The 16,425-nt window shown below is 40.0% G+C and carries 13 protein-coding genes; all 13 read left to right on the plus strand.

Translation table 11 applies throughout. The annotated features are described in order from the left end of the window. Nucleotides 1–70: 70 nt before the first annotated feature. Nucleotides 71–850 carry a GTP-sensing pleiotropic transcriptional regulator CodY gene (gene codY, locus AC1DSK_RS03270; protein ID WP_016427613.1) on the plus strand — a complete coding sequence of 260 codons (780 nt, stop codon included), beginning with the start codon at nucleotides 71–73 and terminating at the stop codon, nucleotides 848–850. A 380-nt stretch (nucleotides 851–1,230) separates the two neighbouring features. Continuing rightward, nucleotides 1,231–1,944: a 30S ribosomal protein S2 gene (gene rpsB / locus AC1DSK_RS03275; protein WP_427444597.1), complete on the plus strand. Its 714-nt coding sequence runs from the start codon at nucleotides 1,231–1,233 to the stop codon at nucleotides 1,942–1,944. A gap of 96 nt (nucleotides 1,945–2,040) precedes the next feature. Beyond that, nucleotides 2,041–2,925, plus strand: coding sequence for a translation elongation factor Ts (gene tsf, locus AC1DSK_RS03280; RefSeq protein ID WP_016427611.1), 885 nt, complete (start codon nucleotides 2,041–2,043; stop codon nucleotides 2,923–2,925). A gap of 83 nt (nucleotides 2,926–3,008) precedes the next feature. Further along, the gene (gene pyrH, locus AC1DSK_RS03285; RefSeq protein WP_477546526.1) at nucleotides 3,009–3,734 is read left to right on the plus strand and encodes a UMP kinase; all 726 of its coding nucleotides are present in this window, start codon (nucleotides 3,009–3,011) and stop codon (nucleotides 3,732–3,734) included. Then, entirely contained in the window at nucleotides 3,734–4,291 is a 558-nt protein-coding gene (frr, locus tag AC1DSK_RS03290; RefSeq protein ID WP_477546525.1) for a ribosome recycling factor, read from the plus strand. Before pyrH ends, frr begins: the two co-directional genes overlap by 1 nt. Nucleotides 4,292–4,429: 138 nt before the next feature. Further along, on the plus strand, nucleotides 4,430–5,224 hold the full coding sequence (locus AC1DSK_RS03295; protein WP_477546524.1) for an isoprenyl transferase: 795 nt from the start codon (nucleotides 4,430–4,432) through the stop codon (nucleotides 5,222–5,224). After that, complete coding sequence (locus AC1DSK_RS03300) at nucleotides 5,221–6,015, plus strand: phosphatidate cytidylyltransferase (protein ID WP_477546523.1); 795 nt, start codon at nucleotides 5,221–5,223, stop codon at nucleotides 6,013–6,015. The genes AC1DSK_RS03295 and AC1DSK_RS03300 overlap by 4 nt, the downstream gene beginning before the upstream one ends. A 15-nt stretch (nucleotides 6,016–6,030) precedes the next feature. Further along, nucleotides 6,031–7,179: a 1-deoxy-D-xylulose-5-phosphate reductoisomerase gene (gene dxr / locus AC1DSK_RS03305; protein WP_477546522.1), complete on the plus strand. Its 1,149-nt coding sequence runs from the start codon at nucleotides 6,031–6,033 to the stop codon at nucleotides 7,177–7,179. Nucleotides 7,180–7,224: 45 nt separating this feature from the next. Then, on the plus strand, nucleotides 7,225–8,484 hold the full coding sequence (gene rseP / locus AC1DSK_RS03310; protein ID WP_477546521.1) for an RIP metalloprotease RseP: 1,260 nt from the start codon (nucleotides 7,225–7,227) through the stop codon (nucleotides 8,482–8,484). A gap of 37 nt (nucleotides 8,485–8,521) precedes the next feature. Beyond that, entirely contained in the window at nucleotides 8,522–10,234 is a 1,713-nt protein-coding gene (locus AC1DSK_RS03315; RefSeq protein WP_477546520.1) for a proline--tRNA ligase, read from the plus strand. A 66-nt stretch (nucleotides 10,235–10,300) separates the two neighbouring features. Continuing rightward, the gene (locus AC1DSK_RS03320) at nucleotides 10,301–14,629 is read left to right on the plus strand and encodes a PolC-type DNA polymerase III (protein WP_477546519.1); all 4,329 of its coding nucleotides are present in this window, start codon (nucleotides 10,301–10,303) and stop codon (nucleotides 14,627–14,629) included. A 134-nt stretch (nucleotides 14,630–14,763) separates the two neighbouring features. Further along, entirely contained in the window at nucleotides 14,764–15,246 is a 483-nt protein-coding gene (gene rimP / locus AC1DSK_RS03325; protein ID WP_477546518.1) for a ribosome maturation factor RimP, read from the plus strand. A 23-nt stretch (nucleotides 15,247–15,269) separates the two neighbouring features. Beyond that, on the plus strand, nucleotides 15,270–16,415 hold the full coding sequence (gene nusA / locus AC1DSK_RS03330; RefSeq protein WP_016427601.1) for a transcription termination factor NusA: 1,146 nt from the start codon (nucleotides 15,270–15,272) through the stop codon (nucleotides 16,413–16,415). Nucleotides 16,416–16,425: the final 10 nt, after the last annotated feature.

A 16,425-nucleotide genomic window follows, 5' to 3' on the forward strand; every position in this document is an offset into this window, starting at 1 on the left:
ATTCCCAAAACAATTAAAAACCTTTAGAATATTTAATAAATAGCAGTACCCAATATAGGAGGCCACATTAATGAATTTATTAGGAAAAACAAGAAAAATTAACTCGATGCTTCAAGCGTCTGCTGGTAAGCCAGTAAACTTTAAAGAAATGGCAACAACTCTTAGCAATGTAATCGAATGTAACGTGTTTATCGTTAGCCGTAAAGGAAAGCTCCTAGGATTCGACATCAATCAACAAATTGAGAACGAGCGCATGATCAAAATGATGGAAGAGCGTCAATTCCCTGAAGAATATACGAAAAACCTTTTTAACGTAAATGAAACATCTTCTAACTTGGATGTGTACAGCGAACATACAGTATTCCCTGTTGAGAATCGTGAGTTATTCAAAGAAGGTTTAACGACAATCGTTCCAATCATCGGTGGTGGGGAACGTCTTGGAACATTAATTCTTGGACGTTTGAAAGCTGAATTCCATGATGATGATTTAATTCTTGGTGAATACGGTGCAACTGTTGTTGGGATGGAAATCCTACGTGAAAAATCAGAACAAATTGAAGTTGAAGCTCGCAGCAAAGCAGTCGTACAAATGGCGATTAACTCTTTGTCATACAGTGAATTAGAAGCTATTGAACATATTTTCGAAGAACTTGACGGAAATGAAGGTTTGCTTGTAGCATCAAAAATTGCTGACCGTGTCGGTATTACTCGTTCTGTAATCGTTAATGCTTTACGTAAATTGGAAAGTGCTGGTGTTATTGAATCTCGTTCTTTAGGAATGAAAGGAACATACATCAAAGTATTGAATGATAAATTCTTGAACGAATTAGCTCAATTAAAATTAAAATAAGTAAAACCAAACGACCACAAAGGCTSAGCCTTTGTGGTCGTTTTTTGTAGTTTTAAAGGGAGAAGAAGTTTAATTGGAATAATTGGAGCCATAGTTGGAAAATATGAAGGGGAAAATAGCGAACTTAGTTGGAATCGATTAAAATCAAGCCTACGTCAGACTCTAACTGTATTCAAAAAAGGCGATTAGTAAACCAAACCATTATTGTTTGTTGATTTTTGTTAGAAACACTTGCGAGGTTAGTCTAGATATGGTATATTATCAAATGGTGTTATCACACACGCATTTGGATAGTGACAAGTGGTCCTTAACAAAGTTAAGGTCTTGAGCTCTAGTTGAAGAATGCGGAGGAAAAAAACCATATCAGGAGGAAACAAAACATGTCAGTAATTTCTATGAAACAATTACTTGAAGCTGGTGTACACTTTGGTCACCAAACTCGCCGTTGGAACCCGAAAATGAAGAAATACATTTTTGTGGAACGTAACGGAATCTACATCATCGATCTACAAAAAACGGTTAAGAAGTTAGAAGAAGCATATGACTTCATGCGCCAAGTTGGAGCAGACGGTGGTAAAGTTCTTTTCGTTGGTACGAAAAAACAAGCACAAGAAGCTATCAAAGAAGAAGCAGAACGTTCAGGTATGTACTATGTTAACCAACGTTGGTTAGGTGGTACATTAACAAACTTCGGTACGATCCAAAAACGTGTAAACCGTTTGAAAGCGATCGAAAAAATGGAAGAAGACGGTACTTTCACTGTGCTTCCTAAAAAAGAAGTTGTTCAACTTAAAAAAGAACACGAACGTCTTGTTAAATTCTTAGGCGGTATTCGCGACATGAAAGGTGTACCGGACGTAATGTTCGTAGTAGACCCTCGTAAAGAGCGTATTGCTGTAGCAGAAGCTATTAAATTAAACATCCCTCTAGTTGGAATCGTTGATACAAACTGTGACCCAGATGAAATCGACTATGTAATTCCTGCAAACGACGATGCTATTCGTGCCGTTAAATTATTAACTGGTAAAATGGCTGATGCGTTACTTGAGTCAAAACAAGGTGAAGATCTATCTCCAGCTGAAGCTGCTGAGTAATCCCCACGCATGTTACAGGTGATAAGCGGCTAAACCCCTTATCACCTTTTTTTGAGAAATAACACAGAGTTGATACTTGAATAGGAGGAAACAACAATGGCAGTTACAGCACAAATGGTTAAAGAATTACGCGAAAAAACAGGCGCAGGTATGATGGACTGTAAAAAAGCGTTAGTAGAAGTAAACGGAGATATCGATGCAGCAGTAGACTTTTTACGTGAAAAAGGTCTTTCTAGCGCAGCTAAAAAAGCTGACCGTATCGCTGCAGAAGGTACTACTTACATTTTAGAGCAAGGTAATGACGCTGTTCTTCTTGAAGTTAATGCTGAAACAGATTTCGTTGCTAAAAACGAAGGTTTCCAAACATTAGTTAAAGAATTGGCTGAGCACTTGCTTGCTACTAAACCAGAAACAGTTGAAGTAGCAAATGCTTCTACAATGTCTAACGGTTTAACTGTTGCAGATCACATTTCAAATGCGATTGCAAAAATCGGTGAAAAAATTACATTACGTCGTTTTGTTGTTCGCACAAAAACAGACAACGATGCTTTTGGTCCTTACCTACACATGGGTGGCCGCATTGGCGTACTTGTAACTCTTGAAGGATCTACTGATGCTCAAGCAGCTAAAGATGTTGCAATGCACGTTGCAGCTTTAAACCCAACTTATATTTCTCGTGACGAAGTGTCTGAAGAAGAAGTTGACCGCGAGCGCAAAATCTTGACTGAGCAAGCTCTAAACGAAGGCAAACCAGAAAACATCGTAGCTAAAATGGTTGAAGGCCGCCTTGGTAAATATTTCGAAGACGTTTGTTTGCTTGATCAATCATTCGTTAAAAATTCAGATCAAAAAGTTCGTGAGTTCGTGAAATCTACGGGCGGTACTGTTACTGAATTCGTACGTTACGCTGTTGGTGAAGGAATCGAAAAACGCCAAGATAACTTTGCTGAAGAAGTAATGAGCCAAGTTAACAAAGGTTAATACTAAACGAATATATTATTACTCCGGGGAGCACGATTTTGTGTTCCCTATTTTTCGAGAAAAAAGTGTAATGGAGGCTACCCATGAGCGAGACTAAATACAATCGAGTCGTGTTAAAATTAAGCGGAGAAGCTTTAGCTGGAGAACAAGGTTTTGGACTTTCTCCTCAAATCATTAAATCCGTAGCTGATCAAGTGAAAGAAGTTGTAGAGTTAGGTGTTGAAGTTGCTGTTGTAGTTGGTGGCGGAAATATCTGGCGTGGTAAAGTAGGTAGTGAAATGGGTATGGACCGTGCAACTGCGGACTATATGGGCATGTTAGCTACTGTTATGAATTCTTTAGCACTGCAAGATTCACTTGAAAAATCAGGCATTGAAACACGCGTTCAATCATCAATTGAAATGCGTCAAGTAGCTGAACCTTATATTCGTAGAAAAGCAATCCGCCATTTAGAGAAAAAAAGAGTCGTTATTTTTGCTGCTGGAACAGGGAATCCTTACTTCTCTACTGATACGACAGCTGCGCTTCGTGCTGCAGAAATTGAGGCAGATGTTATTTTAATGGGCAAAAACAATGTGGATGGCGTCTACTCAGCTGATCCGAAAACAAACAGCGATGCCATTAAGTATGACACTCTTTCATTCCTCGATGTCATTCAACAAGGCTTGCAAGTAATGGATTCGACTGCTTCAACACTATGTATGGACAATGATATCCCGCTCATAGTATTCTCAATTATGGAGAATGGAAATATTAAACGTGCCGTTTTAGGTGAAACAATTGGTACGATCGTTAGGAGGAATATGTAATGTCAAAACAAGTGATTGATCAAACAAAAGAAAGAATGACAAAAGCGATTCAAGCTTTAAGTCGTGAACTTTCAACCATTCGTGCTGGTCGTGCGAGTGCTTCTTTATTGGATAAAATCTTTGTTGATTATTATGGTGCACCGACGCCAATCAACCAGATTGCCGGAATCGCGACACCTGAAGCACGCTTGCTGACAATTCAACCTTATGACAAGACTGCTCTTGGTGACATCGAAAAAGCAATTCAAAAATCAGATTTAGGGATTTCCCCATCAAATGATGGTACAGTAATCCGTATTGCTATACCAGCTTTGACAGAAGAACGTCGTAAAGACTTAGTGAAATTAGTCAAAAAAGAAGCAGAAGAAGCAAAAGTCGGCATTCGTAACATCCGCCGTGATGCGAATGATGAATTGAAAAAATTAGAGAAGAAAAGCGAAATCACAGAAGACGATTTACGCGGATTTTCTGAAAATGTCCAAAAACTAACTGATGATTATATTGTTCAAATTGATCAAGTTGCCAAAGATAAAGAGAAAGAAATTTTGGAAGTTTAAGCTTTTGAACTTTTTTTCAATTAAGACGTTCCTATTTCATAGGACGTCTTTTTTTATGGGAAAGAAGAAAATTCCATCGATTTTTGATATGATAGGAAAGACGACATTCCGATAAGCGCGTAAAGTGGAGGATTCAGCATGTTACATAAACTCATTCGGAGAAAACCCGAACGACAAAATCAATCGCTGGCGGAGCGTATTTCGCATTCTAAAAAAGAACAAATACCTGAACACATTGCAATAATTATGGATGGCAATGGGAGATGGGCGAAGAAACGGGCTCTTCCACGAGTAGCCGGTCATCATGAAGGCATGAAAACGGTTCGGAAAATTACTCGACTTGCCAATGATTTAGGTGTAGGCGTTTTAACCGTATATGCATTTTCGACCGAGAATTGGAAACGTCCAAAACTTGAAGTTGATTTTATTATGCGATTACCCGAAGAGTTTTTAGGTACTTATCTACCCGAGCTGATCGAACAAAATGTGCGTGTGGTCATGATGGGTGAAAGTGAAACATTACCTCGACATACACATAATGCTGTTCGTAAAGCAATGGAAGCAACTAAAGATAATACGGGACTAATATTGAATTTTGCTTTGAATTATGGAAGTCGTGCAGAGATTGCACAAGCGATGCAAAAAATTGCACAACTCGTTGAAGAAGGTTCGCTTAGCTATAGCGACGTAACGGAAGATTTGATTTCACAGCATTTAATGACCTGTGATTTACCCGAACCTGATTTACTTATCCGCACAAGCGGAGAAGTTCGTCTCAGCAACTTTATGCTTTGGCAATTGGCCTATACAGAGTTCTGGTTTACGGAAACGCTGTGGCCAGATTTTGACGAAAGCTGCTTGCTCGACGCAGTGGATAGTTACCAAAACCGAAATCGCCGTTATGGTGGATTGAAGGGAGAAGAAACAAATTGAAACAACGCATCATCACTGCAGTAATTGGAGCTGCATTATTCATTCCGATTGTTTGGCTAGGAGGTCTTCCTTTTACACTTCTCGTTTACGCAATGGCGGCAATCGGATTATTTGAATTATTACGTATGAAAGGTCATACCATTTTTTCAGTTCATGGAGCAATCGCTCTTAGTGCATTATTTGTTTTTCTAATGCCTAATCAATGGTCGATACCATTAATGGAAACAACGGGGTATACCAAAATAGATTTAGCACTTATTGCTGTACTTTTATTACTTATCTACACCGTTGTCGTGAAGAATCGCTACACCTTTGAAGATGCTGCATTTTCTATTATGGGCGTATTGTATATTGGAATCGGATTTTTCTATTTCATTGAAACGCGTATGGATGGCATTGAATATGTCATTTATGCCTTGCTGGTTATTTGGACAACCGATTCAGGAGCTTATTTTACTGGGAAAAAATTTGGTAAAAAGAAATTGTGGCCTGATATTTCTCCTAATAAAACCATTGAAGGATTTATCGGAGGAATCTTGACGGCTATTATTTTTGCTTTACTTTTCCAATGGATTTACCCAATCAGTTCGTCCTATACGATTCTGGTCATTGTGACGATATTAGCTTCCATTTTTGGTCAAATGGGCGATTTGGTTGAATCGGCGCTTAAGCGCCACTACAACGTTAAGGATTCAGGTGATATCTTACCTGGACACGGAGGAATTTTAGACAGATTCGATAGCTTATTATTTGTGTTACCACTTTTACATTTCTTGCATTTTGCTGGTTAAGGGGATTTGACGTTTATGACAAAGCTGATTAGTTTATTGGGAGCAACAGGCTCTATCGGTATTCAAACGATTGACATCATAAGAGAACATCCACATCAATTTAAACTAGTGGCTTTTTCTGCTGGACGCAATCTTGAAAAGACTAGAGAAATAATTCGTGAATTTAATCCTACACTTGTATCTGTTCTAGATGAAGTAGATGCAATTTCACTTAAAAAGGAATTTCCGAGCATTGAACTTGCATATGGTAGCAATGGGTTGATCGACGTTGCGACTCACCCAGATGCGACCATTTTAGTAAATGCTGTTCTGGGAAGTGTTGGTCTTGAAGCGACGTTAGAGGCAATAAAACAACGAAAGACAATTGCTCTCGCAAACAAAGAAACGCTGGTTACAGCGGGGCATTTGGTGATGGATGCGGCAGAGAAATACAAAGCACCTATTTTACCGGTTGATAGCGAGCATTCAGCTCTTTTCCAATCGATGAATGGTGAAAAGAGAAGCCAAGTAAGCAGGTTGATTTTAACGGCATCCGGAGGTAGCTTCCGTGACCGTACGCGGAAAGAATTGGAGAACGTAACAGTTCAGGATGCATTGAGTCATCCTAACTGGTCCATGGGCGCTAAAATTACGATTGATTCTGCAACTATGATGAACAAAGGTTTAGAAGTGATTGAAGCACAAGTGCTTTTCGACATGCCTTATGATGATATTGAAGTTGTCTTGCATAGGGAGAGTATCATTCATTCAATGGTGGAATTCCATGACACAAGTGTAATGGCACAACTTGGGACACCAGATATGCGTGTTCCCATTCAATATGCTCTTTCTTATCCGGACAGGCTTCCAAGAAAAAGTGCAAAACGTTTAAATCTTGTTGAAATAGGCAAACTGCATTTTGAAGAAATGAATATGGAACGTTTTCATGCATTAAAACTTGCATACGATGCAGGCCGCGCGGGTGGTACAATGACCACAGTTTTGAATGCTGCAAATGAAGCAGCCGTTGCCTTGTTTTTAAATGGAGAGATTCGATTCCTCCAAATAGAAGAATGTATTGAACGAGTTATGGACAAACATACGCTTATTAGTACTCCAGATTTGGAAACGATATTGCATGTGGATGCAATTACGAGAAAAGATGTTAGAAACATGATAAAATGATGAAAGAATGATGACGGCGAAATGCTGTAAAAAAGGTGGGACTTTATGGAGACAACCATTGCTTTTATCCTGATATTTGGTTCACTAGTATTTTTTCATGAACTAGGTCACTTTATTTTTGCCAAACGTGCCGGAATCATGGTACGTGAATTTGCAATTGGCTTTGGTCCAAAAATACTTGGAATCACAAAAGGGGAAACTCTTTATACCCTTCGTCTTCTGCCTCTTGGTGGATATGTGCGAATGGCTGGAGAAGATATGGATTCGGTTGAATTACAGCCAGGATTCCGTGTCGGACTCATGTTAAACTCAAAAGAAGAAGTTCGTAAAATCGTCCTCAATCATAATAAACAACAACAAGACATGTTGTTTTTGGAAACTGAACGTTCCGATTTGGAAAAAGAACTCTGGATTGAAGGATACGATGAAGATGAACGTTTAGTACGATATAATGTTTCACGCAAAGCCGTAATCGTAGAGAATGGCAAAGAAACATTAATAGCACCTTATGATCGCCAGTTTGGTTCGAAATCACTTGGCAAGCGTGCTATGACCATTTTTGCTGGTCCTTTATTTAACTTTATTTTATCTTTCTTCATCTTCTTGGCAATTGGTCTGTTGCAAGGGGTTCCGACTTACGAGCCTGTCATTTCGGGAGTCTCTGATGATAGCCCTGCCCTTGCAGCCGGTATGCAGGACGGAGATTTAGTTACTAAAATTGATGGTCAGCCCATTAATAAATGGCAAGATCTCGCTGAAAAGGTACAAGCTAGTGCAGGAGAAGAATTAACGTTTGAATACGTACGAGATGGTGAAACCATTTCTTCAACTATCACACCAAAAACCGTAGAACAAGACGGTGAAAAGTTTGGACAAATTGGAGTTTTATATGAAAGTCCAGTTGAAAAAAATCCTTTGAAGGCGTTAGCTTTCGGTGCTGATCAAACCATCACTTGGATTGTGAAAATTTTTGAACTCCTTGGCATGTTGGTAACTGGTCAGTTTACAATTGATGCTTTGTCAGGTCCGGTAGGAATTTATAAAGCAACCGAAGCAGTGGCACAAACTGGTGTTTTCAATCTAATGAATTGGGCAGCTATTCTAAGTATTAACTTAGGTATCATGAATTTACTACCACTTCCGGCATTGGATGGTGGACGATTATTATTCTTCTTATTTGAAGCGATTCGAGGGAAACCAATAGATCGACAAAAAGAAGGAATGGTCCATTTTGTCGGCATAATGTTATTGATGGTGCTGATGGTTGTTGTTACATGGAATGATATACAAAGATTTTTCTTTTAAAATTTAATCTACGGATGGTATGAGGAGCTTTTAACTTATGAAACAAAGTCTTACATTCATCCCTACACTTCGTGAAACTCCAGCTGATGCAGACGTTAAGTCGCATCAGCTGCTACTTCGTGCAGGGTTTATTCGTCAAAATACAAGTGGCATTTATTCTTTCTTACCTCTTGGAAAACGCGTTCTTCAAAAAGTAGAGAGCATTGTTCGGGAAGAAATGGATGCTATCAATGGTGTTGAAGTATTAATGCCTGCGATGCAACAAGCTGAACTTTGGCAGGAAACTGGACGATGGTATTCATATGGTCCGGAATTAATGCGTTTAAAAGATCGACACAATCGTGATTTCGCTTTGGGGGCAACACATGAAGAAGTCATTACTTCTTTGCTTCGTGACGAAATCAAGTCATATAAAAAATTACCTTTGACACTATACCAAATTCAAACGAAATTCCGTGACGAAAAACGCCCACGTTTTGGCTTGCTTCGTGGCCGTGAGTTTCTTATGAAAGATGCTTACTCTTTCCATGCTACACGTGAGAGTTTAGATCAGACTTATGAAGACATGGTCAAAGCTTATTCAAATATTTTCTCTAGATTAGGATTGAACTTCCGTGCGGTTATTGCGGATTCAGGAGCAATCGGTGGGAAAGATACGCATGAATTCATGGTCCTTTCTGAAATCGGGGAAGATACGATTGCATATTCTGACGCATCTGACTTTGCTGCTAATATTGAAATGGCTGAAGTTAAAGTTTCATATGAAGCTTCAACAGATGAGCTAAAAGAGGTCGAGAAAGTAGCTACCCCTGACCAAAAAACGATTGAGCAAGTAGCGAGCTTCCTGAATCTAGATGCTCAACAATGTATCAAAACGTTGGTGTTTAACGTGGATGGGGAATTAGTATTGGTTCTCGCTCGCGGAGATCACGAAATCAATGATATAAAAGTAAAAAATGCATTGCAGGCAAAAGTGGTAGAGTTTGCAACTGAAGAAGAGGTACAAAACTTGCTTCAATGTGAAGTTGGGTCACTAGGTCCTGTAAAAATTCCATTAGGTGTAAAAGTCATAGCTGATAATGCTGTAGAATCGATTCGTAATGGCGTATGTGGAGCAAATGTTGCTGGATTCCATTTAACGAATGTTAATCCAGAACGTGATTTTGCAGTAGACCAATATGAAGATTTACGTTTCATCATGGAAGGCGACCCTTCTCCTGACGGCAATGGAACAATCGTTTTCGCTAAAGGAATTGAAGTAGGACACGTCTTTAAACTTGGTACAACCTACTCTGAACCGATGAACGGAACTTTCCTTGATGATAATGGCCGTTCACAGCCTTATATTATGGGATGTTACGGTATTGGAGTTTCCCGTGTCATGGCTGCTGTTGCGGAACAGTTCCAAGATGATAAAGGATTTATCTGGCCAAGTGCAATCGCGCCATATAATGTACATTTAGTACCTGTAAATACAAAGGAAGAAGCACAAGTTGCTCTTTCTGATGAATTATATAAATTAATGAAATCATATCGCTACGATGTGTTATATGATGACCGTGCTGAACGTGCGGGTGTGAAATTTGCCGATTCAGATTTAATCGGTTTACCGATCCGAATAACAGTCGGTAAAAAAGCAGCCGAAGGTTTAGTTGAAGTGAAAATAAGAAAAACCGGCGAAACATTTGAATGGAAAAAAGAAGAGGTAGTTGACCATCTTCAAGCTTTCTTTTCGTCATTAAACGATTAATCAAAAGGAAGACCTTGAAATCGGGTCTTCCTTTCTTTTTCTTATGAAAGAAAGGAGGCATAGAGTATGAGTAACGAACAAGATGCCAAAAAAAGGTTACAACTATTATTACAACAATTGGAACTTACCGCTGATGAATACATGACTCATTTTGAATCGGCTTCCCTAAGTCGTATGACGGTTCATAAAAAAGAGCGTGTATGGCGTTTTACTATAGAAGTAGAGAAACTATTGCCTTATAACATGTTTCACCTATTTAATATGCGGTTACGTGAAAAGTTTGCTGGCATTGCGGATATAAAATTATCACTTACTTGTGAATCACCTCAAGTCGATGCTGAGTTAATCGCTTCTTACTGGCCGTTTGTATTGCAGGAAATTGATGATATGTCGCCTCCTCTACGAAATCTTCTACATGTACAAATTCCATCTTTCAATGGTCAGACCGTCCATTTTACGTGTGCACAGGAAATTGAATTCCGTACACTGAAAGGCAAATATGCGTCTAAAATTGCTGATGTTTATGCTTCGTATGGTTTCCCAATCTTACCGATTGATTTTAAATTGATCGAACAAGAGGCAGAACTGGCAGAAGCACAGCAAGCGTTTATGGAGCAACGAAGAATCGAAGAAGAAGAGCTGGGCAAGAAAGCATTGGCTGATATGCAGAAACGTGAAAAAGATCGTGCATCAAATCCTGGGGCAACCTTGAATGGACCCTTTCAACTGGGTACCCCGATTAAAGCGGACGAGCCAATTATGGAAATCAAGCAAATTCAGGATGAAGAAAGACGCATTACGATTGAAGGCTTTGTTTTTGATGTTGAGGTAAAAGAACTTCGAAGCGGCCGCTCATTATTAACAGTCAAAGTTACGGATTACACAGACTCGATTCTTGTTAAAATGTTTTCTCGGGACAAAGAAGATGCAGAACTTATGGGTCTGCTGAAAAAAGGTACATGGCTAAAAGTCCGTGGTTCAGTACAGAACGATACATTCGTTCGAGACTTGATCATAATGGCACAGGATATTATGGAAATTAAAGTGGATTCCAGAAAAGATACTGCTCCAGAAGATGAAAAAAGGATTGAACTTCATTTACACACACCAATGAGTCAGATGGACGCTGTCTCTTCTGTAGATGCCTTGGTCAGTCAGGCAGCAAAATGGGGACATCCCGCTGTCGCAATTACGGATCATGCTGTTGTCCAATCCTTCCCGGATGCTTATGCAGCCGGAAAAAAACATGGTATTAAAATCATTTATGGATTGGAAATCTACATGGTCAATGACGGTGTAAACATTGCTTATGAAGAGGAGCATCGAGCACTAGCGGATGCAACCTATGTCGTATTCGACGTTGAAACGACAGGCCTTTCTGCGGTTTACGATACCATTATTGAGCTTGCGGCTGTGAAAATCAAAGATGGTCAGGTCATCGACAAATTCGAAAGTTTTGCCAATCCGCATCATCCATTGTCTGCTACTACCATCGATTTGACGGGTATCACCGATGATATGGTGCGTGATGCACCGGATATTGAAGACGTCATCAAGCGCTTCCATGATTGGATCGGCGATAGCATTATGGTTGCACATAATGCGTCATTCGATATGGGTTTCCTGTACGTAGGCTATAAGAAAGTCGGTCTGGAACAAACTGTCCACCCTGTCATCGATACTTTGGAATTATCACGCTTCCTGCATCCGGAAATGAAAAACCATCGATTAAACACGATGGCCAAAAAGTTCAATATCGAGCTCACCCAGCATCACCGGGCAATCTATGATACGGAAGCCACGGGCTACTTACTGTTGAACTTGTTGAAAGAAGCTGAACAAAAAGGTATTCACTATCACGATGAGTTCAACCATCAAACAGGTAATGGAGAGTCGTACAAGAGGGCACGTCCATCTCACTGCACGCTTCTTGCCACGGATGAAGACGGATTGAAAAACTTGTTTAAACTAGTCTCGTATTCCCATATGAACACATTTTTCCGCGTTCCGAGGATCCCGCGTTCCGTTCTAGTCAAGCATCGTAAAGGGCTGTTGATTGGTTCCGGGTGTGATAAAGGGGAAGTATTCGAAGGGTTAATGCAAAAATCGCCTGAAGAAGTCGAGGAAATTGCAAAATTCTATGATTACTTGGAAGTCCATCCGAAAGAAGTTTACGCACATTTAATTGAACTCGAGCTTGTAAGAGATGAATGGAATCTTGAAGACATCATTCGAAAAATGATTAAACTGGGCAAAAAAATTGCACGTCCGGTAGTCGCAACTGGAAATGTCCATTATGTAAACGAGAACGATGCGATTTTTAGACAGATTCTAATTGGAGGGCAAGGTGGAGCAAATCCACTGAACCGCCACAAGTTACCGAAAGTTCATTTCCGTACTACAAATGAAATGTTGGACGCTTTCGCCTTCCTGGGTGAAGAAACCGCGAAACAAATTGTTGTGGAAAACAGCCATAAAATTTCGGAGAGAATCGGAGACATCAAACCGATTAAAGATGATTTGTATACGCCGAAAATCGAAGGTTCTGATGAAGAAGTTCGAGAATTGAGCTATGCGATGGCAAGGCAAATTTATGGAGATTCATTGCCGGAAATTGTGGAAGCCCGTATTGAAAAAGAACTTACTTCCATTATTGGACACGGATTTGCAGTTATTTATTTGATTTCTCACAAGCTAGTAAAGAAATCTTTGGATGACGGCTACTTAGTAGGTTCCCGTGGTTCCGTTGGATCTTCTCTTGTAGCGACGTTAATGGAAATTACGGAAGTGAATCCATTGCCGCCACATTATGTATGTCCTTCATGCCAGCATGCTGAATTCTTTGATGATGGTTCCGTCAGTTCAGGCTTTGATTTGCCAAACAAAGTCTGCCCGCACTGTGAAATACCTTACAAAAAAGATGGACAAGATATTCCTTTCGAAACGTTTCTTGGATTTAAAGGGGATAAAGTACCCGATATCGATTTGAACTTTAGTGGAGAATATCAGCCGATTGCACATAACTACACGAAAGTACTTTTTGGTGAAGATAATGTTTATCGTGCAGGTACGATTGGAACGGTTGCTGAGAAAACAGCTTACGGCTACGTCCGTGGCTATGCGAATGATCACAACTTAACAATCCGTGGCGCTGAAATCGACCGGCTTGTTCAAGGGTGTACTGGAGTTAAACGTTCGACAGGACAACATCCAGGGGGAATCATTGTTGTCCCGGATTACATGGATATTTTCGATTTTTCACCGATTCAGTTCCCTGCTGATGCACAGGACTCCGAGTGGAAAACAACTCACTTTGACTTCCATTCCATCCATGATAACTTATTGAAGCTTGATATCCTGGGACACGATGATCCGACAGCTATCCGGATGTTGCAGGACTTGTCTGGTATCGATCCAAAAACGATTCCAACGGATGACCCTGAAGTAATGAAGATTTTCAGTGGCACGGAGTCACTTGGAGTAACACAGGAACAAATTGGCTGTAAGACGGGTACACTCGGGATTCCTGAGTTTGGTACACGTTTTGTTCGTCAAATGTTGGAAGAAACGAAACCATCCACTTTCTCTGAACTTGTTCAAATCTCAGGACTATCTCATGGTACTGACGTGTGGCTTGGAAATGCACAGGAACTTATTCAAAATGGGACTTGTCAGCTTTCGGATGTAATTGGTTGCCGAGATGATATCATGGTGTATTTAATTTACCAGGGTCTTGAACCATCTCTGGCATTTAAAATCATGGAATCTGTGCGTAAAGGGAAAGGGTTAACTCCGGAATTTGAAGAAGACATGAAGTCAAATGGCGTTCCTGCATGGTATATCGAAGCGTGTAAAAAGATTAAATACATGTTCCCGAAAGCCCATGCTGCCGCTTATGTATTAATGGCTGTTCGAATTGCATATTTCAAAGTACATTTCCCGATCCTCTACTACGCAGCATATTTCACAGTACGCGCAGCAGATTTTGACTTGCATGCTATGACGAAAGGTTCTGCATCGATCCGTGCAAAAATCGATGAGATCAATGCCAAAGGATTGGATGCCGCTCCGAAAGAAAAAAGCTTATTGACGGTTCTGGAAATTGCCTTGGAGATGTGTGAACGTGGTTACCACTTTAAAAAAGTGGATCTCTACGAATCAAAGGCGGCTGAATTTGTCATTGATGGCAAAGGATTGATTCCGCCTTTCGATGCGATTCCTGGACTCGGAACAAACGTAGCCAAAACGATTGTGGAAGCACGCAAAAATGGCGAGTTCCTATCGAAAGAAGATTTAGGACAACGTGGACGTGTTTCCAAAACATTGATTGAATACATGGATCAACTTGGTTGTCTCGAAGGTATGCCAGATGCGAATCAATTGTCGCTATTCTAGGCCTGATTTGCACTGCGAGCATTCGTATGGTATCATTTGTATAACAAGTTGTTGATAGATTTACGGCAAAAGAGTGGGATTTCCCGCTCTTTTCTGTTTGTTATGTCGAAAATAAGTTGCAGCGGGAGGCATATATGAGCAAAATATTAACCGAAGTAGAAAAGCTTGTGACGCCCATTGTTGAAGAGTTGAATTTGGAGCTCGTTGATACGGAGTTCGTAAAAGAAGGTCGTAATTGGTTTTTACGTATTTATGTAGATACTCCTCAAGGTGGCATTGACATTGAGCATTGTGCGCTTGTAAGCGAGCGTATCAGCGAAGTGTTGGATGCAAATGATCCAATTGAGCAAAACTACTTTTTAGAAGTTTCTTCACCTGGGGCAGAACGTCCATTGAAAAAAGAGAGTGACTTCGAACGTGCAGTTGGTCAATTCATTCATGTGAAAACATATGAACTGGTGAATGGCCTGAAAGAAAAAGAGTTTGAAGGCTTTTTGACTGCTTATAGTGATCAAGGCTTAGAAATGGAAGTTCGAATTAAAACTAGAAAAATTAAAGTTCAACTTACAAAAGAGAAAATTGCATTCGCGCGTTTAGCGATTAATTTCTCTGCATAATGTGAATGTAGGAGTGAAAAATAATGGCAAATGAGTTGCTGGATGCTTTAATAGCTCTTGAAAAACAAAAAGGAATTTCACGAGATGTACTAATTGAAGCGATTGAAGCGGCGCTTGTTACAGCGTATAAACGCAATTTTAATCAAGCACAAAACGTACGTGTTGATTTGAATCTGGATAATGGTTCGATGAAGGTTTACTCACGCAAGGATGTAATGGAAGAAGTGTTGGATGACCGTCTACATATTTCATTAGAGGACGCGAAACAAGTAAATCCTGCGTTTGAACTGGGAGATATTGTGGAACAAGAAGTAACACCTAGAAACTTCGGACGTATCGCGGCACAGACTGCTAAACAAGTGGTTACACAACGTGTTCGTGAAGCAGAACGTGGATTGATATATGAAGAGTATGTTGATCGCGAAGAAGATATCGTAAATGGTGTTGTTGAGCGTTTGGATGCTCGTAATATTTATGTAGGACTTGGTAAAGTTGAAGCGGTATTACCGGTGAATGAACAAATTCAAACGGAAACATACCGTCCGCATGAGCGCATTAAAGTGTATATCACGAAAGTAGAACGTACAACTCGTGGACCACAAGTATTTGTATCTCGTACACACCCTGGATTACTTCGTCGTCTATTTGAAATGGAAGTTCCTGAAATATACGATGGCATCGTAGAAATTAAATCAATCGCTCGTGAAGCTGGCGATCGATCGAAAATATCAGTTGTTGCCCATAATGATGATGTAGATCCAGTAGGTTCTTGCGTAGGTGCAAAAGGTTCTCGCGTTCAAACAATCGTTAATGAGTTGAATGGTGAGAAGATTGATATTGTGGAATGGTCTGAAGATCCAGTGGTATTTGTTGCCAATGCACTTAGCCCATCTAAAGTATTAGATGTTCAAGTCCATGAAGAAGAGAAATCTACAACAGTGGTAGTACCTGACTATCAATTATCTTTAGCCATTGGTAAACGTGGACAAAATGCACGTCTAGCAGCTAAATTGACAGGATGGAAAATCGATATCAAGAGTGAAACAGATGCTCGCGAATTAGGCATTTACCCATCTGCCCATGCTTCTGAAAACTTCGACCTTGAAGATGAAGAGTATGAAGAAAATATCGATGACAATTTTGATTTATATAAAGATGACGAAGAATAAGCGAAGAGGG

The organism is Paenisporosarcina sp. P4_B8, from assembly GCF_056402175.1.